15 protein-coding genes are annotated in these 23,254 nt (G+C 43.1%); 7 read left to right on the top strand and 8 right to left on the bottom strand.

Annotation, left to right across the window (positions count from 1 at the left end; genetic code table 11):
- Nucleotides 1–16 precede the first annotated feature (16 nt).
- The gene (gltB, locus tag ACSSTM_RS02445) at nucleotides 17–4,588 is read right to left on the bottom strand and encodes a glutamate synthase large subunit (protein ID WP_420734895.1); all 4,572 of its coding nucleotides are present in this window, start codon (nucleotides 4,586–4,588) and stop codon (nucleotides 17–19) included.
- Nucleotides 4,589–4,741: 153 nt separating this feature from the next.
- Between gltB and ACSSTM_RS02440 the strand changes: the two genes are divergently transcribed.
- The 3 genes from ACSSTM_RS02440 (at nucleotide 4,742) to ACSSTM_RS02430 (ending at nucleotide 9,298) form a co-directional block, all read left to right on the top strand.
- Nucleotides 4,742–5,644, top strand: coding sequence for a LysR family transcriptional regulator (locus tag ACSSTM_RS02440; RefSeq protein ID WP_034660886.1), 903 nt, complete (start codon nucleotides 4,742–4,744; stop codon nucleotides 5,642–5,644).
- A 94-nt stretch (nucleotides 5,645–5,738) separates the two neighbouring features.
- Nucleotides 5,739–7,472: an ABC transporter ATP-binding protein gene (locus ACSSTM_RS02435; RefSeq protein WP_095285267.1), complete on the top strand. Its 1,734-nt coding sequence runs from the start codon at nucleotides 5,739–5,741 to the stop codon at nucleotides 7,470–7,472.
- Nucleotides 7,469–9,298: an ABC transporter ATP-binding protein gene (locus tag ACSSTM_RS02430; RefSeq protein ID WP_034660888.1), complete on the top strand. Its 1,830-nt coding sequence runs from the start codon at nucleotides 7,469–7,471 to the stop codon at nucleotides 9,296–9,298. The genes ACSSTM_RS02435 and ACSSTM_RS02430 overlap by 4 nt, the downstream gene beginning before the upstream one ends.
- Nucleotides 9,299–9,347: 49 nt before the next feature.
- On the opposite strand, the gene ACSSTM_RS02425 is transcribed toward ACSSTM_RS02430, so the two are convergent.
- On the bottom strand, nucleotides 9,348–10,169 hold the full coding sequence (locus ACSSTM_RS02425) for a MerR family transcriptional regulator (RefSeq protein ID WP_420734894.1): 822 nt from the start codon (nucleotides 10,167–10,169) through the stop codon (nucleotides 9,348–9,350).
- A gap of 90 nt (nucleotides 10,170–10,259) precedes the next feature.
- On the opposite strand from ACSSTM_RS02425, the gene ACSSTM_RS02420 reads away from it, so the two are divergent.
- Nucleotides 10,260–10,829, top strand: coding sequence for a GNAT family N-acetyltransferase (locus ACSSTM_RS02420; RefSeq protein ID WP_034660890.1), 570 nt, complete (start codon nucleotides 10,260–10,262; stop codon nucleotides 10,827–10,829).
- Between the two features lie 63 nt (nucleotides 10,830–10,892).
- On the opposite strand, the gene ACSSTM_RS02415 is transcribed toward ACSSTM_RS02420, so the two are convergent.
- Genes ACSSTM_RS02415 through proC form a run of 3 tightly spaced genes read right to left on the bottom strand, consistent with a single transcriptional unit; the run spans nucleotide 10,893 to nucleotide 14,123 of the window.
- Nucleotides 10,893–12,161: a glutamate-5-semialdehyde dehydrogenase gene (locus ACSSTM_RS02415; RefSeq protein WP_095285270.1), complete on the bottom strand. Its 1,269-nt coding sequence runs from the start codon at nucleotides 12,159–12,161 to the stop codon at nucleotides 10,893–10,895.
- A gap of 18 nt (nucleotides 12,162–12,179) precedes the next feature.
- The gene (gene proB, locus ACSSTM_RS02410; RefSeq protein WP_034660892.1) at nucleotides 12,180–13,298 is read right to left on the bottom strand and encodes a glutamate 5-kinase; all 1,119 of its coding nucleotides are present in this window, start codon (nucleotides 13,296–13,298) and stop codon (nucleotides 12,180–12,182) included.
- Between the two features lie 27 nt (nucleotides 13,299–13,325).
- Nucleotides 13,326–14,123: a pyrroline-5-carboxylate reductase gene (gene proC / locus ACSSTM_RS02405; RefSeq protein WP_420734893.1), complete on the bottom strand. Its 798-nt coding sequence runs from the start codon at nucleotides 14,121–14,123 to the stop codon at nucleotides 13,326–13,328.
- A 470-nt stretch (nucleotides 14,124–14,593) separates the two neighbouring features.
- Here proC and ACSSTM_RS02400 point away from each other — a divergent pair, with 470 nt between their 5' ends.
- Both ACSSTM_RS02400 and ACSSTM_RS02395 read left to right on the top strand, forming a co-directional pair.
- The gene (locus tag ACSSTM_RS02400) at nucleotides 14,594–15,790 is read left to right on the top strand and encodes a cytochrome P450 (protein WP_034660894.1); all 1,197 of its coding nucleotides are present in this window, start codon (nucleotides 14,594–14,596) and stop codon (nucleotides 15,788–15,790) included.
- A 128-nt stretch (nucleotides 15,791–15,918) separates the two neighbouring features.
- On the top strand, nucleotides 15,919–17,961 hold the full coding sequence (locus ACSSTM_RS02395) for a molybdopterin oxidoreductase family protein (protein WP_187704553.1): 2,043 nt from the start codon (nucleotides 15,919–15,921) through the stop codon (nucleotides 17,959–17,961).
- A 244-nt stretch (nucleotides 17,962–18,205) separates the two neighbouring features.
- Here the strand turns inward: ACSSTM_RS02395 and ACSSTM_RS02390 are convergent, their stop codons facing one another.
- From ACSSTM_RS02390 to xylA, 3 genes are all read right to left on the bottom strand, one after another.
- Nucleotides 18,206–18,889, bottom strand: a complete 684-nt coding sequence (locus ACSSTM_RS02390) for a glycoside hydrolase family 11 protein (RefSeq protein WP_437403976.1) — start codon at nucleotides 18,887–18,889, stop codon at nucleotides 18,206–18,208.
- Nucleotides 18,890–18,977: 88 nt separating this feature from the next.
- Complete coding sequence (gene xylB / locus ACSSTM_RS02385) at nucleotides 18,978–20,477, bottom strand: xylulokinase (protein ID WP_034660896.1); 1,500 nt, start codon at nucleotides 20,475–20,477, stop codon at nucleotides 18,978–18,980.
- 35 nt (nucleotides 20,478–20,512) lie between these two features.
- A complete protein-coding gene (gene xylA, locus ACSSTM_RS02380; RefSeq protein ID WP_437403975.1) occupies nucleotides 20,513–21,850 on the bottom strand; it encodes a xylose isomerase in 1,338 nt (445 codons plus the stop codon).
- A 213-nt stretch (nucleotides 21,851–22,063) separates the two neighbouring features.
- Between xylA and xylR the strand changes: the two genes are divergently transcribed.
- The gene (gene xylR / locus ACSSTM_RS02375; RefSeq protein ID WP_034660898.1) at nucleotides 22,064–23,224 is read left to right on the top strand and encodes a transcriptional repressor XylR; all 1,161 of its coding nucleotides are present in this window, start codon (nucleotides 22,064–22,066) and stop codon (nucleotides 23,222–23,224) included.
- Nucleotides 23,225–23,254: the final 30 nt, after the last annotated feature.

The raw sequence follows: 23,254 nt of genomic DNA, 5'->3' as shown, positions 1-23,254 counted from the left end.
TGTCCTCTCCCCTTTCTTAATGAGCGAGGGCTGCTTTTTGCCCGTTTGCCGTTTCTTGATTTTTCGGTTTAGTGTTTGCTTCAAAGGCGAACATGACAGCTTCTTCATGACTGAGGCCCGCTTGTTTTTGTTCTTCAATGCTTTGAAGCATCATTTTGTAATTTCTCGGAATAACCTTGATGAATTGATCCTTTTCTTGCGCCCAGTTTTCGAGAAGTGCTGACGCTTTTGAGCTGTTTGTATAATGAAGGTGCTCTTTAATCAGCTGTTTCACTTCTTGTTCTTCTTCATGATCTGTGAGCTTTTCAAACATGATCATTTCCATGTTGCACATTCTTTTGAACTGTTTCGCATCGGATGTATGGACGTAAGCTACGCCGCCAGACATGCCTGCGCCGAAGTTTTTTCCGACGTCTCCTAAAATGACGACACGTCCGCCAGTCATGTATTCACAGCCGTGATCACCGATTCCTTCAACGACCACATGCACACCTGAATTACGAACGGCAAAGCGCTCACCTGCACGACCGTTAATAAAGGCTTTTCCGCTTGTCGCTCCGTAGAATGCGACGTTTCCGACAATGACGTTTTCATGTCCATTTTGTACAAAGTGATCAGAGGTTTTGACCGCAATTTTGCCTCCAGAGAGTCCTTTGCCGATATAGTCATTTGAATCACCTGTTAAATAGAGAGACATGCCCTTTGGCACAAATGCGCCGAAGCTTTGTCCTGCGGAACCAGTGAACCTTAGTGTGATCGTATCCTCTGGCAAGCCTTCTTCCCCGTAGCGCTTAGACACTTCACTTCCAGTAATGGTTCCGGCCACACGATTGATATTGCGAATATTCAATGATAGATCAACCGGTGTTTGATGATTCAGCGCTTCCTGTACATAAGGGAGGATTTCATTCATATCCAGTGATTCATCAATTTTATGATTTTGCGGTGTTCTGAATGTACGAGCTCCTTCTGGCTGATAAAGCAGTGTTTCAAGGTCTAGCTGCCCTGCTTTCCAGTGTGCTTTTGCTCGTTCACTGACTCCTAGAACATCCGTGCGTCCAATTAATTCATCCATTGATGTAAAGCCAAGTTCCGCTAAGATTTCTCTTACTTCCTCTGCAATAAACATCATGAAATTCACAATGTGATCAGGGTTCCCCATGAATTTTTTGCGAAGCTCTGGATTCTGTGTAGCGACGCCGACTGGGCAAGTATCTAAATGACATGCTCTCATCATCACACAGCCCAATACGACAAGTGGAGCTGTCGCAAAGCCGTATTCTTCTGCTCCTAAAATCGCAGCCATGACAACATCGCGTCCAGTCATTAACTTGCCGTCCGTTTCAAGAACGACTCTCTCGCGAAGACCATTTAACACAAGGGTTTGATGTGCTTCTGCCAAACCGAGCTCCCAAGGAAGTCCTGTGTGTTTAATACTCGTTTTCGGCGAAGCTCCTGTGCCGCCATCGTATCCACTGATTACAATGACATCCGCCGTCCCTTTTGCTACACCTGCTGCAATCGTCCCAACGCCGGCTTTAGACACAAGCTTGACGCTGATGCGGGCATCACGGTTCGCGTTTTTCAAATCATGGATCAGCTGCGCCAAATCCTCGATGGAATAAATATCATGATGCGGCGGTGGTGAAATCAATCCGACGCCTGGTGTAGAGCCACGTACATCGGCAACCCAAGGGTATACTTTATTTCCTGGCAGCTGTCCGCCTTCTCCAGGTTTTGCTCCCTGCGCCATTTTAATTTGGAGTTCATCTGCATTGACCAAATAATGACTCTTTACGCCAAAGCGGCCGGAAGCAATTTGTTTAATCGCACTTCTGCGATCATCGCCGCGTTCATCAACTGTAAAGCGTGCAGGATCTTCTCCGCCTTCTCCGCTGTTACTTTTACCGCCAATTCGGTTCATGGCAATTGCAAGCGCTTCGTGCGCTTCTTTACTTAAAGATCCAAATGACATGGCACCTGTCTTGAATCGGCGCACGATGGATTCAGCAGATTCAACGTCTTCCAGACGAACTGGCTTTTGTTTTGGCTGGAAAGAAAATAAATTTCTAAGGAAGCCGATTCTTTCTTCGTCCGCTGCCTTTGTATATTGCTTAAATAGATCGTAATCTTCATTGCGGCATGCCCACTGAAGCGTATGGATCGTTTTTGGGTTAAAGGCATGGTGCTCTCCATTTTTTCTCCACTGGAAATCACTGCCTGATTCGAGTGTTTGGTCAGTCGCTGCCTGATACCCTGCTTCATGACGGAGTTTTGCCTCATGTGCAATGGTCTCAAGATCGATCCCGCCAAGCTGAGAAGCTGTTCCCGTGAAATACGCCTGAATGACGTCTTCACTAATGCCGACGGCTTCAAAGATTTGCGCTCCTCTATAGCTTTGCACAGTGGAAATTCCCACTTTAGACATGACTTTGACGACACCTTCGGTCACGCTTTTACCAAACTTTGTGACCGCTTCATCAAAGCTGAAAGAGATCGCTTCTTCTGCAATCAACTGTTTGTACGTTTCATACACAAGATAAGGATGGATCGCATCTGCTCCGTAGCCAATCAGTGCAGCAAAATGATGGACCTCTCTTACTTCTCCAGATTCAACGATCAGACTAACCTTTGTCCGTAAGCCTTGGCGTACAAGATGCTGATGCAGTGCACTGAGCGCTAGAAGCGGTGGAATCGGCACTTTTTGGTCTGTCATTTCACGATCTGAAAGGATTAATAAAGATACGCCTTCGCGGATCGCTTTTTCCGCCTCTTCAAACATCGCATCCAATCCGCGCTTTAAATCATCGGTGAATAGAGTATGAATCGTTTTGCTTTTAAAGGCATTATGAACAATCGTTTTCAAGCCGTTAAATTGTCCACTCGTTAAGACCGGTGTATAAAGTTTAATTCTTCGGCATGAATATTCATTCGGATGTAGAATATCTCCTTCAGCACCTAACCAAGTCATGGTTGATGTCACAAGCTGCTCACGAATGGCATCAATCGGCGGGTTCGTCACCTGTGCAAACAACTGCTTGAAATAATGAAACAGAGACTGCGCACGATCTGATAACACAGCAAGCGGTGTGTCGCTTCCCATTGAACCGATTGGGTCCTTACCTTCTTCTAGTAAAGGAATTAAATATTTTTGAATGTCTTCGTACGTATAATCGAACGCACGCTGACGAGTCAATAAATCATCCATTATACTAGAATTTTCTGAATTTTCTTCCGAGCGATTGACATGAACCATTTCTTCATCAAGCCATTTTTGATAAGGAAGTTCATTCGCAATCGTCGATTTCACTTCTTCGTCAGAAATAATTCGTCCTTCTTCTAAATCGATTAACAGCATTTTGCCCGGCTCAAGACGGTCTTTGTATTTGACATCCTCTTCATTTGTGTCGATCACGCCGACCTCAGAAGAGAAAATGATATGATCATCATTTGTGACGTAATATCTTGCCGGTCTTAATCCGTTTCGGTCTAAGATGGCACCGATTTGTTTACCATCTGTAAAGGAAATGGCTGTTGGTCCATCCCACGGCTCCATGAGAGAACTATGGTATTCATAAAATGCCCGTTTCTCTTTTGACATGTGCGTGTTTTCAGTCCAAGGCTCTGGAATCAGCATCATGGCTGTATGAGCAGGTGTACGGCCTGCAAGCACAAAGAATTCAAAGGCATTGTCTAGAATGGATGAATCACTTCCGTCTGCATTCAGCACTGGCAAAATCTTGTCTAAATCGTCTCCGAAAGCTTCAGATACGAATTGTTGTTCTCTTGCTCTCATCCAATTGATGTTTCCTCTTAATGTGTTGATTTCACCGTTGTGAATCAAGTAACGGTTTGGATGGGCTCTTTCCCATGTAGGAAATGTATTTGTACTAAATCTTGAATGAACAAGTGAAAATGCAGAAACAAATGTTTCATCCTGAAGATCAAGATAAAAAGCATCGACTTGATCTGATGTTAAAAGCCCCTTGTATACAATGGTTTGACTCGACAAGCTGACAAAGTAAAATTGCTTTTCCTCTGCTGTTCCCCAGTTCTCAGCCTGCTTACGAATGACATATAATTTTCTTTCAAATGACAAACGATCTGTGATGTTGTCGTTTGCCCCAATAAAGACTTGCCTCACAACCGGACAGCTCTTCGCTGCGACAGTACCAATTTTCCCGGCATCGACAGGGACTGTTCTCCAGCCAATTAATGTTTGACCTTCTTGTTTAATGAATCCGTTGATTTTTTGCTCGATGGCTTGACGCGTTTTCTCGTCATCCTCTTTTGAAAAGAAGACCATTCCTACCCCGTAACGGCCCTTTTCAGGAAGTGCAAAGTCTTTGCAGCTTTTTCTAAAGAAAGCGTCTGGCAGCTGTACCATTAAGCCGGCACCATCACCTGTATACGGATCACTGCCTTGCCCGCCGCGGTGATCAAGCTGGCAAAGCATTTGTAATCCCTTTTTGACGATGCTGTGTGTCGCTTCCCCTTTTAAATGAGCGTACAGTCCGATTCCACATGCATCATGTTCAAATTCAGGACGGTAGAGACCTTGTGGTTGTGGTAGTTGATTATAAGTCATCGTTTCTCTCCCCCGTTTAAAAGATCCGTTTTTTCACAGTCATAAAATCTCACAAACTCTGTAACTTATTTTAAGTTTTCAAATTAATATAAACAATATATAATTTAGATGAAAACAATCTCTTTTTGAGATAGATGGGTGTGAAGTGTAAAAATGGAGCTTCGTCAGTTGCGTTATTTTGTAGAAGTCGCAGACCGTGAGCACGTGTCAGAAGCGGCTGAAAACTTACATGTCGCCCAATCTGCTATCAGCCGGCAGATTGCGAATTTAGAAGAAGAACTTGGAGTGGCCTTATTCGAACGAGAAGGCCGAAATATCAAATTAACGAAAATCGGCAGACAATTTTTAGATCATGTCAGAACGGCACTAAAAGCCATTGATTATGCGAAAGAGCAAATTGATGAATACTTAGATCCGCACAAAGGAACGGTGAATATCGGCTTTCCTACAAGTCTAGCAAGCCAAGTGCTTCCTTCAGTCATTTCCGCCTTTAAGCAGGAATATCCAGAGGTCGATTTTTTACTTCGTCAAGGATCCTATAAATTTCTCATTGAAGCTGTAAAAAATCGGGATATTGATCTCGCCTTTTTAGGACCCGTACCGACAAACGATCCTCAAATAGAAGGAAATATTTTGTTTTCAGAAAGCATTTATGCCCTTTTGCCGGTTAGCCACCCCTTTAGCGGACAAAAGAGTATTCATTTAAGTGATTTAAGAAAGGATCATTTCGTGTTATTTCCTGAAGGGTATGTGCTGAGACAAATTGCAGTTGATGCTTGCAAGCAGGCAGGCTATAAGCCAACCATTTCATCTGAAGGAGAGGATTTAGACGCCATTAAAGGTCTTGTATCAGCGGGTATGGGCGTTACCTTATTACCCGAAAGCGCCTTTTATGAAACCACACCGCGATTTACAGCGAAAATTCCGATCGATTTTCCGCAAGTGAGAAGAACTGTTGGAATTATTGCGTCTAAGTCACGAGAAATGTCTCCTTCTGCCCATGATTTTTATGTGTTTGTGAAGGATTTCTTTTCTAAAATTGAACAATATAAATAATTTATTAAAACAGGACATTTCATTTGTGGAAATAATCCCTCTTTGTATATGATGGGTTACAGAACAACACACTATATGGAAGAAAGGTATTCGTATGAAATCAATTTTATCGTTTTTAAAGCCGTATCGGCTGTCCGTTGTGTCCATTGTTATCCTCACCTTTTTAAGCAGCATGCTCCAGCTGTATTTACCGACGCTTACGGCAGATATCGTCGATGTCGGAATCGTCCAAGGAGATATTGCTTACATATGGAAGGTTGGCGGCTGGATGGTGGCCTGTTCTTTACTTGCCATCTTGCTCACGATCTGGAAGTCTTACTTGTCATCAAAGACTGCACTTGGCTTCGGGCGTGATATGAGAAGACAGCTGTTTGTGCATGTCGAACAATTTTCACTAGAAGAATTTCAAAGGATCGGGACGTCTTCCTTTATTACAAGATCAACAAATGATGTGAAACAAGTCCAAGATGTCACGATCATGATTTTACAAATGATGACGAGAGCACCGCTCATGCTTGTGGGCGGAATTATTTTGGCTGTATCCCGAGATGCTGTCCTGTCTCTCATTTTTTTAGCAGCTCTTCCCCTTCTTGGCGGATTTATCTATTTGGTATCGAGAAAAGCCATTCCATTATTCGGCCAGCTTCAGAAGAAAACAGACCGGCTGAATTTAATTATGCGAGAATCTCTTTCAGGCATCCGGGTCATTCGTGCTTTTAACCGTGTAGATGATGAAAAGGAGCGTTTTCAAGAAGCCAACACATCCTACAAGGATACTGGCCTTAGAGTCAACCGATTAATGGCTTACTTGTTTCCATTTATGCTGATCATCATGAACTTCACGAATATCGGTATTGTCTGGCTAGGTGCAAACCGAATTGATGCCGGAGAGATGGAAGTTGGGAATCTCATTGCTTTCATTCAATATGCGATGATGATTTTAATGGCACTTATTATGCTGTCGATGAGCTTTATTATGGTTCCAAGAGCACAAGCATCAGCTAAACGCATGAACGAAGTGTTAAACATGGAACCGAAGATTAAAGACAATGAAGGAACTGTTATTGACCTGCGCGCGCCAGCCCAATCCATTCGTTTTGAAGATGTGTCATTTTATTACTCAAAAGCTGAGAAACCGGCAGTTCAAGACATTACGTTTGAAGCCAAAACTGGCGAAACGACAGCTATTATCGGAAGTACAGGTTCTGGGAAAACCACTCTTCTCCAGCTGATGACACGCTTTTATGAAGCAACAGATGGCCGGATTACACTAGATGGTGTAGACATTAGAGAGCTGCCTCAGGAGAAACTAAGAAGCCAGATGGGCTATGTCTCTCAAAAAGCGGTTTTATTTAGCGGCACCATTGCCGATAATGTGCGTTTTGGCAGGCAGGATGCAAGCGATGAGGACGTCTGGCAAGCGCTGCGAACGGCGCAGGCAGAAGAATTTGTTTTGCAAAAAGATGGCGGAATCAATGCGGAAATTGACCAGGGTGGATCGAATCTATCTGGCGGTCAAAAGCAGCGTCTTTCTATTGCAAGAGCGCTAGTGAGAAAGCCGTCATTCTATCTGTTTGACGATAGTTTCTCAGCACTTGATTACAAAACAGATGCGAAGCTTCGGGCATCATTAGAAGCTGAAAAAGCGCATGCAGCCCTCATCATTGTGGCGCAAAGAATCAGCACAGTGAAGCATAGTGATAAAATCATCGTACTAGATGATGGGAAAATCGCAGGTATCGGAACACATGAACAATTACTGAAGGACAATCTTGTCTATCAAGAGATTGTTGCATCCCAGGAAGGTCAGGAGGTGGAGCGAGGATGAGTAAGAAAATGTCTTCCGGCATGGGCCATAAAGGCGGCCACCCTAGAGGACCTGTCACAAAACCGAAGGAATTTAAGAAAACACTGCTTCGTTTGATTGGTTATTTAAAACCGAGGAAAATTCAATTGATCATTGTCTTCATTGCAGCGGTCGGTTCAACCGTCTTTAACGTCATTAGTCCAAAGCTGCTAGGGGATGCCACCTCTTCCCTGTTTGACAGCTTTACTCAAGGAACAGCTGTTCAATTTGATGTCATTTCACGTATTTTATTACTGCTTGTCGCGCTATATGTCATTGCCTCTCTCTTTTCATTCGTTCAGCAATATGTGATGGCGGGTGTCTCCCAACAGACCATTGCTGAATTACGGCAAGAAGCAAATGACAAGCTCACACGTCTCCCCCTTCGGTATTTTGATAAAACAACCCATGGGGACACGCTGAGCCGTGTGATGAATGATATCGATAATATTAATACATCGCTTCAGCAGGCACTCACCCAAGTGATTACATCTGTCATTACGGTCATTGGGATTGTCGTCATGATGCTATTGATTAGTCCGCTATTGACCTTGCTTGTTTGTTTAACGCTGCCGCTCAGCCTGTTTGCGATTCGCGGCATTACGTCATTTTCTCAAAAGCATTTTAAAGCGCAGCAAAAAGAGCTCGGGATGATCAACGGACATATTAATGAAATGTTCTCAGGGCATCAAACGGTTCGTGCGTATGGCTACGAAAAGAAAGCGATTGATACGTTTGATCAATTAAACGAACAGCTGTATGAATCATCAAGGAAAGCGCAGTTCATTTCTGGTTTAATGATGCCATTGATGACGTTTATCGGGAACCTTGGCTATGTGGCAGTCAGTGTAGCCGGCGGTATTCTTGTCATTAATGGGAATATTCGTGTCGGAGATGTGCAGGCGTTTATCCAATACACGCAGCAAATGTCTCAACCGCTCGTGCAGGCATCAAGCGTCGCCAACTTGGTTCAATCAGCGATTGCTTCTGCTGAAAGGGTATTTGAAATCCTCGATGAGGAAGAAGAAAGTGCCGAGGAAGATGCAGCAATTGATCTTGAATCACTTTCAGGCGATGTGAGCTTTGAACAAGTTCAATTTGGGTATGAAAAAGACCATCCGATTATTAAAGATTTGACTTTAGATGTAAAAGAAGGACAAACGGTTGCTATTGTCGGGCCAACAGGCGCTGGAAAAACAACCATCATCAATCTTTTAATGCGTTTCTATGAATTAGATCAAGGCTCTATCCGCATCGGCGGCGTCAAAACAACTGACCTCAGCCGTCAGCAAGTACGCGACTTATTTGCGATGGTTCTTCAGGATACGTGGCTTTTTGAAGGAACGATTCACGACAATATTGCCTATGGCAGGCAGAACGTCTCAAAAGAGGATGTCATCAAAGCCGCCAAACATGCTTATGCTGATGACTTCATCCGCACACTACCAGACGGATATGACACACTCTTAACAGAAGATGCCGGCAATCTGTCCCAAGGTCAGCGCCAGCTGTTAACCATCGCCCGTGCGATTTTATCTGATCCAAAGATCTTGATATTAGATGAAGCGACGAGCAGTGTGGATACACGGACAGAGATGCACATTCAAAAAGCGATGAATGAATTGATGAAAGGCAGAACGAGCTTCGTCATTGCACACAGGCTGTCGACGATCAAGGATGCAGACCTTATTCTAGTCATGAAAGATGGCACCATCATTGAAAAAGGAACGCACAGTGAACTCTTGAAACAAAAAGGCTTTTATGCAGACTTATATATGAGCCAATTTTCGGAGAATCAAGTGGGTTAAATATAAAGAGAGGATAGACACGCGCCCATGCGGTCTATCCTCTTTTTTGTTAATCAGCTCGCTTTTTCACTTTTACACTGAGTTTCGTTATATACTCTGCTTCATCTTTAGACATGAGTGAATGAAGCAAATACTCCTCAAATACATCTCCATCCAGCATCATTTCCTCTTTCTCGATTTCATCTAACAAGCGCGAATAAGCAGACTCAATCTCCTCATATGATCCTTGATCATACATCACAGCATAGAGGCCCGCAGGTTTTTTAACTGCTCCTGGCGCTTCCATTCGGCAAAACAGCTGATCTGACTGATGATAGTGACGCTGAAGAAACTGCTCCTTTTTTAAGACAGCACCATTTGCCGCAGCACCTTTTATACCAATTCCCTTTAGAAATTTTCCAACAATACGTGATATTTCTTCTACGGATGTATTCATGTCAATTGGGTTCGATGCACTTAATACAACAGGTTCTTCTGGCATCTCTTGAAACAGAACCTCTCCTATTTTTATAGATGATAGTTCTTGCGTCGTCTCCATCACCCGCATAAGAAAAGACTGGATATCTTGAAGTTTTTCAATCTCTTGTTTGACCTTTTCTATTTGTTCGGCTGCTAGGCTTTGAAGCCTTTCGCGGGAAGGCTCTGTAAAATATTGTTTTAACTCTTTTATCGGAAATTGAACAGCTCGAAGGGATTGAATCGCTATAAAATGATCAAATTGCTCGAATGTATAGTAACGGTACCCATTTTCATGGACACCAGCTGGCTTAAATAAATCAATTTTATCGTAATAAAACAGGGTATCTTTTTTTACATCAAATAGCTTGGCAAATTCTCCAGTGAAAAACGTTTTTTGCACATCATTGATCATGATTAAGGCTCCTCTCTTGACTATGGAGTTACTCCATCCTTTATCATGATAACATGCAGAACCACCACTACGCTGGGAAAGGATAAAAACATGAACAACATAACTCAACATGAAGTGACATTAGAAATTGCAAATAAAGAGGATTTCCCTTTTATGAAAAAAGAGCTGCAGAAAGCTTTTACAGCTGGCGTGATCGATGCATTTGGCGATGCGCATGATGGACCGATTCCTCCAGATGAAGTGATTGATGAATCTTTTCAATCAAATGAACACATTGTTTATCATATTAAGCTAAATGGTGAAAAGGCAGGCGGAGTTGTCATTAAAATCAACAAAGAGACCCATCACAACTCAGTTGACCTATTATACATCTCTTCATCCTCACACGGAAAAGGCATTGGTCAGGCAGCATGGAAAGCCATCGAGGCGCAATATCCAGAAACGATGGTATGGGAGGTTGTGACCCCGTATTTTGAAAAACGCAACATTCATTTTTATGTCAATAAGTGCGGCTTTCAAATTGTTGAATTTTATCACATGAAACATCCAGATCCGAACGCACCTCATACAGATGATCAAGAAAATGAGCCATCAGCACCTGAGGAATTTGAATTCTTTAAATTTGAGAAAGTCATGAAGAAAACTTGCTCTAACAAATGAAAATCTTCATCATACACTAAAAAACACTACCCTATAAAAAAGGTAGTGTTTTTTGCATCTCTTCTAGCCTCTAATCTGGCCATCGCCAGATAGAAGCAGCTTCGTTGTCGTGAGTGCAGGAAGTCCCATTGGCCCTCTTGCATGCAGTTTTTGAGTGGAGATGCCAATTTCAGCCCCGTATCCAAGTGCGCCGCCGTCTGTAAAGCGGGTAGATGCGTTATGATAAACCGCCGCCGCATCGACTGCGTTTAAAAACGTGAGTGCCTGCTTTTCATCTTCTGTCACGATGGCTTCTGAATGTTTTGTACCGTACTGATCAATATGGTGTATGGCTTCCTCGATTGAATCGACTACCTTTACTGCAAGATCAAGACTTAAATACTCATCTGCCCAGTCCACTTCCTCAGCAGGAATGGCGTTTGAAAAATGAGACAGTGCTGCCTCGTCACCATGTACAGTGACATGGTGCTCCAGCAGAGCTTCATTCAATGATGCAGCATTCTCTTTCAGCCAATCACGATGGATGATCAGCGTCTCAAGTGCATTACATACAGCCGGACGATTCGTTTTTGCATTGATGACAATCTCAATGGCTTTTTTTACATTGGCTGTTTGATCAATAAAGACATGGCAGTTTCCTGTCCCTGTTTCAAGGACGGGAATGGTGGATTGTTCAACCACTGTTTTGATTAAAGAAGCTCCCCCTCGCGGAATTAAGACATCGATCCAATCTTTCAGATGGAACATCGCTTGAACCGATGAACGGTCTGTTTGTTCAATCAATTGCACCGCATCACGCGGGATCTTTGTTTGATCCAATGCTTCATGAATGACACGGACAATGGCTTTGTTGGAAGAAATAGCGGAGGAACCGCCTTTTAAAATCACTGCGTTACCTGCCTTGAGGGCAAGCCCTGCTGCATCGACAGTGACGTTCGGTCTCGCTTCATAGATCATCCCGATCACGCCGAGCGGTACTCTTCGGCTTTTCACGTGCAAGCCGTTTTCAAGAGTCCATTCATCCAATATTTCTCCAACAGGATCTGTTAATCTCGTCACAAGCCGCAAACTTTCAGCAAACTCATGAATTCTTTCTTCATTTAACATTAAACGATCCAAGAGTGCCTCTGAGAAGCCCTTTTCCTTCCCGGCATCTACATCCTTTTGGTTCTCCTGTAAAATGAAGGTGCTTTTTTGTTCTAACGCTTCTGCTAGTTTAAGCAGCGCCTCGTTTTTATCCTCTGTATGAAGTAAACCTAGTTTTTTTGAAACGTGCTTTGCTTTTTTTGCTTTTTCTTTGACCGATGTGACAACTTCAGCTGTCAGTGTCATGGAATTCCTCCCTTTTGGTTAGCAAACTGGTATCGATAAATCTAAATGACAAACAAACGCTTCAAGATCGATGACATGAACCACTTCATCCTGTAACGAGTCACTGCTCAGTGCAAGTTCATCAGATGGATAATTCACAATACCAAGCCCTATTTCTCTTCCATCTTGATCTAAAATACGGACGACATCGCCTTTTTTAAACGAACCCTTTACATTGACAATGCCATCGGAATCAAGGCATTTCTCGCGGTGCATGAGGTGCTCCTGTGATTTTTTTTGAACAACGATCTCGCCTTTTGGTCCAGAATGAAAGGCAATCCACTGCTTCTTGTAATTCAGCGGAGCTAAATTTTCATCAGCCGTAAAATAAGTGCCGTCCTCTGTCCCATTGATCGCTTTATCTAAAATGTGAGGCGTATCCGCTTTTCCTAAAAAGCCATTGATGCCAGCGGCCATGGAAATTTTAAACGCATCGAGCTTTGATTTCATTCCGCCTGTACCCACACTGCTGCCTGCATCTCCAGCCGCTGCTTCGATGTCTTCTGTGATGTCTGTGACTTCAAGAATTCTCTTCGCATTTGGGTTTGTATGCGGGTTATCTTCATACAAGCCATCAATATCAGATAAAATGGCAAGGAAATCCGCATCAATCAATCCAGCTACTTTTGCAGACAATGTATCGTTATCTCCGAACTTCAGCCGATTGATCGTCACTGTGTCATTTTCATTAATAATTGGGATGATGCCTCGGTCTAATAACACATTCATCGTGTTGCGCACATTTTGATAGCGTGTTTCATCGGAAAAATCACTTCTTGTGATTAAAAGCTGTGAGGCAATATAACCGTGTGATAAAAATAAAGTAGAATATGATTCCATTAAAAGGCCTTGCCCAATTGAGGCAGATGCCTGTTTTTCCGGCAGTGTTTTGGGTCTATCGATAAATCCTAGTTTTCGGTAACCAGCTGCAACCGCACCAGATGAAACCAAAATGACTTCGTGTCCTGCATCTTTGAGTTTCACAATTTGATTGACGAGGTTTTCTAGTTTTTTTAAACTAATCTCCCCTTGAAAGCTAGTAAGAGAGCTGCTTCCGATTTTCACAACAATTCGTTTTCTCTCTTTATCTGCGTACACCTTATCACTCCTTTACCTGAGCTCTATTTATATAGATACTTTTTGTTTTTGCTGATTGCTGATCTCTTTTGATCGATTAGCAGCATGTTTGACGGCCTGCTTGATCGCTTCTCCACCGCCAAAATCATCTAATGCATTCAATCCAGCAGCCGTTGTTCCATTTGGTGACGTAATTTTCTCTCTTAGAGTAGAAGGGTCTTCTTCTGTTTCTTGCAGCATTTTCGCTGCACCGAGAAGTGTCTGCGTACCGATTTGGCGAGACAATTCCTTAGATAAACCTGCTTCTTCTCCCGCTTCTTCGATTCTCTCCATTAAGAAATAAAAATAGGCTGGGCCGCTTCCGGCAATTCCAGTGAAAATATCCATTTGCTCTTCCTGAATGGTATAGACTTCGCCCATTTCAGATAAAAGAGCCTGACTCATGCTGATATGGTCGTCTTTCACATAACGTCCAGCACATAAAGCGGTCGCTGAAGCCCCGATCGTACTTGACGTATTGGGCATCACCCTCATAACAGGCTGCCCTTCATGCAGCATATCTTCAATATATGATTGCTTAACGCCTGCAAGGACAGACATGATCAGCTGGTCTCTCTGAATATGAGGTTTTAACGATTCAAGTGCTGTTTCAGCATCCTTTGGCTTCATGGCCAGGATCAACATATCCATTTCTTCAAAAGGAAAAGACTCCATTGTGGCTGTTTGTATTCCGTATCGTTTCGTTAGTTCATTCAATCGATGTTGATTTTGTCTGTTTGTTGCGTAAATTTGGCCTAGCGGCATCTGTCCTGATCGCACAATCCCTGCAATCATTCCTTCCGCCATAGAACCTGCTCCAATGAAAGCAACTTTCTTTTGATCAATGATATGGATCCTCTCCCTTGTTCGCTTTTTGTTCGTGTTTTTCACACGTTAGTTATCGTAACATGATGAGAAATCGTGTCAAGAAAGAGCTAGTGCTTTTCAAAAGTCCCGATTGTATAGCGAACCGCTTGCTATATGTATGCTGACTGCGCTTTTACGAAACAACAAATTAGACCAAAAGAACTATTCGTATTTGCATCATAGTACCCTTTCTTTCGACTGAATTCCCCATTTTATTTTTGATTCGGTGACTTCAATTCTATTTTTTAGAAAGCGCTATCATTTTTAATGACTTTCTATTTTCCTATACGATGAATGTGCTTGAATCTTCCGATTAGACTATTGACATATTTTAGAAAACATGTCCGTTGAAATGACATTTTACTGGTGATACGGTGAAAGAGAAACCAAGTGAAAAAGGAGCGTTCATAATGAAAGTGAAAGAAAACTATGTCAATGTCATTCCAATGAAAGAAATCCGTTCTACCGATGACCTTCTTTTCCCATTCCCTATTTACAATGAGCTACGTGCGCAGAGTGATATGAGATATGATGAAACAAGAAAGTGCTGGGATCTCTTTCGATATGCGGATATCCAGTCTGTTCTCAAGCAGCCGAAAGTGTTCTCATCACAGCGAGGAAGAAGCACCTCGAAAACGAGTATTTTAACAATGGACCCTCCAAAACATACAAAGATGAGAGCACTCGTGAATAAAGCATTCACGCCAAAAGCGATCAAGCAATTAGAAGGTAAGATTAAAGACCTGACACATGACCTGCTGCAACAAGTCAAGGATCAACGTACGTTTGATATCGTGCAAGATCTAGCAGCTCCCCTGCCTGTGATGATTATTGCTGAGCTTCTCGGTGCAGAGGTAAAAGATAGAGAACTGATTAAGAAACATTCTGATGCCCTAGTGGCAGGTGCTAAGGATGAATCAAAAGAAGCCATTCAGGCAGTTGTCGATATGCAGAAACGCGCAGAGGAAGAGCTGTCCTCTTATTTTGCTCACTTAATCCAAAAACGAAAAGACTCCCCTGCTGATGACCTGATCTCACTTCTCATTCAAGCGGAAATCGATGGTGAGCGTTTAACCGAGAATGAACTGCTTGGCTTTTGTATTCTATTACTTGTTGCTGGTAATGAGACAACGACCAATTTAATTACAAATGCAGTACGACTGCTTACAGAGCAGCCGCATATCGCCGAAGCAGTACGGCAGGACCTCTCTCTTATTCCTCAATTGACCGAGGAAACGTTACGCTATTACCCGCCTGTTCAAGCCATTGGGCGAATCGCGGCCGAGGATGTGGAGATTGCAGGCTCAAAAATTGAAAAAGGTGACTATCTCATTAGCTGGGTCGCTTCTGCAAATCGCGATGAACAGAAATTTGACGATCCAGATACGTTCCGCCTTGACCGGAAATCAAATCCGCATATGAGCTTTGGCTTTGGCATTCATTTTTGTCTCGGTGCACCGCTAGCCCGCCTTGAGAGCAACATTGCCCTTGAGGTTTTACTCCAGACGTTTCAAGACATCACCTGTGCGGCAGATCAGCTAAAACCCATTCAAAGCACATTTGTTTTTGGGGTAAAAGAATTTCCTGTACAGGTCACCCGTTTTTAAAAGTCCCTTTTGAGGGGCTTTTTCATTTTCTTCAATTCATCATCTCTTTCTTACCTTCCATCTCCGAACATGCTAAAATAAAGTCCATACAAAGTGATAACGGAATGCAGAAAGGGAGCCAAAAATTCATGACCGATTATACAGCAATGAAAGACGGAATATTCAAATCAGTTTGTTCGTTAGATTGCCCGGATCAGTGCGGTCTTTTGATACATAAAGAAAATGGAAAGATCGTAAAAGTGCAGGGAGATCCAGACCACCCAGTTACCCAAGGCAACATATGCAACAAGGTGCGGAATGTCACAGCCCGTTTATATGATGAAAAACGGCTGACCACTCCTTTGAAACGTGTTGGACGCAAAGGCGATGGTCAATTTGCACCGATTACGTGGGAAGAAGCCATTGAAACCATTCGTCAAAAATGGACAAAGCTGGTTGAAGAAAAAGGTCCAGAAAGTATTCTGCCTTACAGCTTTTATGGGAACATGGGCAATCTGAATGCAGAAGGCATGGACCGCCGCTTTTTCTATCGTCTTGGTTCAAGTCAGTTAGACCGGACCATCTGTCAGTCAGCAGGAACGACTGGCTATAAATATACAATGGGTGCAAGCATCGGGACAGACCCAGAAGACACCATTCATACGAAACTATTTATCTTTTGGGGCATCAATGCTGTGTCGACCAATATGCACCAAATCACCCTCGCACAAAAAGCGCGAAAGCAAGGAGCAAAGATTGTCGTGATTGATGTTCACAAGAACCAAACCGGACGGATGGCAGATTGGTTTATTCCGCTTCGACCTGGTACTGACAGCGCACTTGCCCTTGGCATCATGCATGTCCTTTTTAAAGAAGGACTGACAGATGAAGCCTTTTTAGAGGAATATACAACCGGTCATAAAGAGCTGCGCGAGCATGTGAAGCAGTATGATCCAGACACCGTTGAGGGTATCACTGGGGTTTCTAAAGAGGACATCCTTACACTTGCGAGAATGTACGCAGAGACATCGCCATCTCTCATTCGCATTGGCAATGGTTTGCAGCACCATGATAATGGCGGGATGAGTATTCGAACCATTTCCTGCCTCCCTGCTCTGACTGGTCAATGGCTCTACAAGGGCGGCGGTGCGATGAAATCAAACTCTTCTTTTCTCAGTTATAATGAAACCGCTCTTCAGCGGCCGGATCTGTTAAAGGAACGCACGCCAAGATCATTTAATATGAATCAGCTAGGCAGTGTGCTGACGAATGCAGCGCCTTCCATTGATTCACTCTTTGTCTACTCGTGCAACCCAGCCGTTGTGACACCTGAAGCAAATAAAGTAAGAGAAGGTTTGCTGAGAGAGGACTTATTTACAGTGGTTCATGACCTATTTCTGACAGAGACAGCTGCGTATGCAGACATTGTCCTGCCGGCAACATCCGCTTTTGAAAATGAGGATTTCTATACATCATACTGGCACCATTATATTCAAATTCAAGAGCCGGTGATTGAACGCTATGGAGAAAGTAAATCCAATACGGAAGTGTTCCGCCTGTTAGCCCATGCGATGGGCTTTGAAGATGAAGCCTTCCGCGAGACAGATGCGGAGCTCATGGAACAAGCCCTTCACCATCCGGAAAATCCGCATTATGAGGACATTTCGTACGAAGCATTAAAAGAAAAGAAATGGATCAAAGCAAAACGAGGACCTTTCCAAGACTTAAAGCTCTCTACTCCAAGCGGGAAAATTGAGCTTTATTCTGAACAAATGAAAAAAGACGGCTATCCAGCACTACCAACCTATATGCCCCTTTATCAGGAAAGTGAATATCCGCTTACCTTTATACCAGGTCCGAATCATAATTTTCTTAACTCAACCTTCTCACTTCATGAAAAGCATCAAAAGCTTGAGAAATTTCCTAAGCTTCATATGAATGAACAAGATGCAAAGGCAAGACAGATTGAAGATGGTGACATGGTGCGTGTGCTGAATGATCGAGGAGAATGTGAGCTGGTCGTATCAGTCGGTCAAAATGTATTATCTGGTGTTGTGGTCAGTCAAGGATTATGGGCAGATCAAAAAGGCAAAAAACATTTAGTCAATGGATTAACACCAGATCGCTTGGCAGATATGGGCGGCGGCGCGACGTTCTTTTCTGGCAGAGTGGAAGTTGAAAAATTATCATAGACAGAAGAAAAGCCAGCAAAAACTGCTGGCTTTAGATTGTTGACAAAGTGCTAAAATGATTTTTATTTTAGCACTTTGTCTTCTTTTCAGCGTGATAGAAAACCTTTGAAGTCTAGGAAGGGCGAGCACTGGCGCGGAGCGAATTTAACATTCGTGAGCACCAGCGCGCAGACCTGACAACGAATGCGAGGGTTTGTCTACACGCTGAAGCCAGCAAAAACTGCTGGCTTTTTTTCATTTGGTTTTATCGAATAATCAGCTGGTTGGTCATCACATTTGCACTTCCATTGCTTCGGTAGCCTTCTACAGTTAATGCTGTTTCATACATTTTCCCCATTGGCATACCTAGGCTTTCCCATTTTCTGAAATGCTCACTGACGGATACAGTTCCGCTCGTACGTTTTGTTTGACGTACACTCCAATATTGCTTAAAGGTAGCGTCCCCAATAATAGAAGGCTGGTTGACACGTAGCGTTTCATAAATGTCATATGTGCCTCCATCGGCATAAAATGATCCTTTATACGTTCCTGTTGGGCGATAGGTGCCCCATGACTCAACAATGTAGTATTCAGCTAATGGAGATTGTGTCCAGCCATAGACACATAAGTAGGAATTCCCGCCCGGGTTAAAGGCTGCGTTGTAATTGATGGAGATGTTGCCAAGTTGATGATGAGTTTTAGTGGAATCAAACTTCTTCCCTTTTCGAAACAAAGCATTTCCAATATTGTTCCATTGTGCGCTAAATGCTCCGCCATTATTGAGTGTCATTGAGGTATTTCCGTAATCCTTCCATAATTCAAAATCGTATCCGCTGTGTGTGCCTATTCTATTATCATAAATCGTTTCCGCATGAGCTGGTACAGCAGTCAGTGTCAGCACAAATCCAATATACATCACAAACAACAGCCTCAATCTTTTCAAATTCATTTTTCATCCCTCTCCTTTTTTCATCATATTATTCTGCCTTCTCTAAGATGAAACGAGCCCACCACCTCCTTTCATGTAACCTTTCTTACTAGACAGAACGGTATTGTTCTAACCCGGCATGGATGTCTCTTGTTTGTGTATAGATCTTTTGATACAGATGAAATAGATCAGCATATATACTTGCATGCTGCTGCTCTGGCTCATAGACAGCAGCTTGATGAATAAACTGATCTGCACATGCCTCAAGCGACGGATACCATCCGCAGCCAACGGCGGCCAGCATAGCTGCACCTAAAGCAGGCCCTTGTTCATTGTCTAACTGGATGACCTCAGCCTGAAAAATGTCTGCTTGCATTTGAAGCCATGTCCGGCTTCTCGCGCCGCCCCCAATGGAGACAATAGAATCTATGTGTTTCCCTGCTTGCCGGAATAAGGCGATGGATTCATTTAACGAGAAGGTAATCCCTTCTAGCACAGCCCTTACGATATGTGTCCTTTCATGTCTGCTGTCTAATCCAATCAAGCTTCCACGAACGGTAGAATCCGCATGAGGTGTTCTCTCCCCGACTAAATATGGCGTAAAGAGCAATCCATTCGCTCCTGGCGCGACATCAACCGCACCCTCTAAAAGCGATTGGAACGATTCCTCTGGAGCCAGTAAGTGTTTTACCCAGTTAAGGCTATATCCTGCTGAAAGGGTGACACCCATTGTGTAAAAAGCGTCTTTTTTTGCATGATGAAACAAATGCAAGTTTCCTTGAAGCGCTCTTTCATGATCCTCTTCGTAAGAGAGAATGACGCCAGATGTGCCAATGCTGCATAACGTGCGGCCAGAGGATAAAATGCCAGCTCCAATTGCTCCGCAAGCATTGTCTGCCCCGCCAGCAAAGACTTTTGCACCCTCTTCGATCCCCGCCTCACGTGCAATGTGCGGCAATAGTGTACCGACCTCTTCCTCTGATGAGACAAGCGGCGGACAAATATGAGGAGGAATATCAAATGCCTGACAAATCTCTTCACTCCACTTTTGCTCTCCAATATCTAACAGCAATGTGCCAGCCGCATCAGAATAATCGATATGAACAGACCCTGTTAAACGAAATCTGACATAATCTTTCGGGAGTAAAAACATGTCGATTTGTTGATCAATTTCTGGTTCATGTTCCTTTACCCATAATAATTTTGGCAGTGTAAATCCTTCTAGCGCCTGATTTTTCGTGATCTTTTGCAGCCGTTCCCCCAGCTTTTTTGTGATGCGTGTACATTGCGCTGTCGTTCGTGTATCATTCCATAAAATCGCAGGGCGGAGTACCTTGCGGGATTCATTTAAAAGAACCAGACCATGCATCTGTCCAGAAAAGCTGATGCCTTCTACTTTCTTTGAATGAACAGGCTGTCTTGCCATCAGTTCTTTCATCGCAGCCACTGTTTGCTCAACCCAATCCTCTGGGTTCTGCTCACAATATCCAGGTCTATCTTGAATGAGGCGGTAAGACTTAGAGGCCTCGCAGCACACCTTTCCATTCTCATCTACTAATATTGCTTTGACTCCGCTCGTTCCAAGATCAATTCCCATCACATACTTCATGTCTTCACTCCTTCAAAACAGGTCCGCTCCTTCAATCAATCTTCTAACAAATATTGATTTAACCGGGCTTTCAACTGTTCCTCTCTTCCCGATTCGTTTCTGATCAAAGGGTGTTTGAGCGCATACTCTTCTAATGTATGAAAGTTTGCCTTTCCTTCTGAAATGTCACGGCCAATCCCTTCAGAAAAACTGCGATACCTGTGCTTTATCACATCTTCAAACACACGATCTTCTATGAGTCTATGAGCGACCCGCAGTCCTTTTGCGAATGCATCCATACCCGCAATATGGGCATACAAAATATCTTCAAGCTCAAAAGAAGCTCTTCTAACTTTTGCATCAAAATTGAGACCACCAGTTCCTAGTCCGCCATTTTGCAGAATTTCATACATGGCAAGAGTTGTGGCATATAAATCTGTTGGAAATTCATCAGTGTCCCAGCCGAGCAGCGTATTCCCTTGGTTCGCATCCACAGAACCGAGCAATCCATGTATTCTTGCTACTCGTAATTCATGCTCAAACGTATGACCGGCAAGCGTCGCGTGATTGGCCTCGATATTCAATTTAAAATGTGAATCTAATCCGTATTGCTTTAAAAAGGCGATAGATGTCGCTGCATCTGCATCGTATTGATGAGTGGTTGGCTCCTTTGGCTTAGGCTCAATTAAAAATTGGCCAGTGTACCCAATTTCCTTTGCATAATCAACAGCCATATGCAAGAACGACGCCATGTGGTCAAGCTCTCTTTTCATATCTGTATTCAGCAGAGTATCGTATCCTTCTCGTCCTCCCCAGAAAACGTAGTTTTCAGCGCCGAGTTCTTTAGCTGTTTCGATGCCTTTTTTCACCTGTGCGGCCGCATAGGCAAAGACATCTGCATGACAAGATGTCGCTGCGCCGTGTACAAATCTAGGATTTTTGAACATATTGGCCGTGTTCCAGAGCAGCTTTACTCCGCTATCCCGCATGTATTCTTTCATTCTATCTAAAATGATGTCTAATTGTTGATTGGTCTCTTGAAGCGTATCTCCCTCCGGTGCAATGTCACGGTCATGGAAGGAAAAATACGGAACATCCAATAGATCAAAAAGTTGAAAGGCCACTTCCAATCTAGCTTTCGCTAAATCCATTCCGCTATAGGAATCCCAGGCTCTCTGCATCGTGCCAGTTCCAAACATGTCTGTTCCATCTGCAGTCAATGTATGCCAATAAGCGACTGAGAAGCGCAGGTGATCTTTCATTGTTTTTCCGCCAATCATTTCGTTTGGATCATAGTGTTTAAAAGCGAGTGGATTTTTTGATTGTTTTCCTTCATATTGTATTTTTCCGATTCCTTCTAAGTTGTGTAACGTTTTCATATTTGAGTTGACCATTTTTTATTCCTCCTATGAATATACTTAGTAAGTTGATTCAACAAACTAATGTTCAATTGATGATCAATTCACTTTGAATTTTCCATATTTTTTAGTTTTTTAGAAATATTTTCGTTATAATAAAGTTAAAATCATCCTTCTTACAGAATACAGGCGAACAAAAACAGCTTTTTTTCAACTTAATCTAAAGACGAAACAAATGGAGTGAATAACGTGGATATTGCTGATCAGAACTTTGTGAAAAAAATAAATCAAAAGCTATTATTAAAAGAAATTCTCCAGCATGCGCCAATTTCCAGAGCAAAATTATCTGAACGCACTGGATTAAATAAATCGACTGTTTCCTCTCAAGTAAGTACATTAATGAAAGAGCATCTCGTCTATGAGATCGGTCAAGGTGAGTCTAGCGGCGGGAGAAGACCGGTTTTACTGATGTTTAATAAACGTGCTGGCTGCTCCATCGGGATTGATGTCGGCGTTGATTATGTCAACGGCATTTTAACCGACCTCGAAGGGTCCATTCTTCATGAAGAGCAGATCAAGCTCCCATCAAGCTCTCCTGATGTGACCATACGCATTTTAATTGAATTAATACAGCAGTTGATGGCACAAATCCCCTCTTCCCCATACGGGCTCATAGGTATTGGCCTATGTATACCTGGGTTAGTGGATACCGATGAACAAATCGTGTTTACGCCTCATTCCAAATGGAAAAATGTTGACCTGAAAACAACGCTCCAAGACGCTTTCCAAGTACCCGTCTTCATTGAAAATGAAGCAAACGCGGGTGCATATGGTGAAAAAATCTTTGGCGCTGCTAAACACTATGATCATTTGATCTATGCCAGCATCGGCACTGGCATTGGAATCGGGATCATTATCAATCATCATTTATACAGAGGCGCATACGGCTTTTCTGGTGAAATGGGACATATGACCATCGACTTTAATGGACCAACATGCAGCTGCGGAAACCGTGGATGCTGGGAGCTGTATGCATCTGAGAAAGCCTTGTTTCAGTCCCTTCAAACAAATGATCAGCCCATCTCCCATCAAGACTTGGAACAGCTGGCGACGTTAAATGATATGAAAACGCTCAATGCCCTGCGCAACTTTGGTTTTTACCTTGGCGTCGGTCTCACAAACGTCCTGCATACCTTTAACCCGCAAGCGATTATTTTACGAAACAAGGTGATTGAAGCACAGCCAACGGTTTTACGTGTGATTCAAGAGGAGGTATCCTCAAGGATGGATACGCAATTCAGTTCACATGTAGAGCTGCTTCCTTCGTCATTAGGACACAACGCACCGGTATTAGGGATGACATCTTTAGTCATTGAAGCTTTCCTGCAAGATGCCACCCTCTCACCATGACAGGTTCATAGATAAAAAAGACAGCTCTTA

The sequence above is a fragment of the Bacillus sp. RK1064 genome (genome assembly GCF_051488405.1).
Lineage (GTDB): Bacteria > Bacillota > Bacilli > Bacillales > Bacillaceae > Bacillus.
The sequence above is the reverse complement of the archived record's forward strand: the minus strand, read 5'-3'. Positions and strand labels throughout refer to the sequence as shown.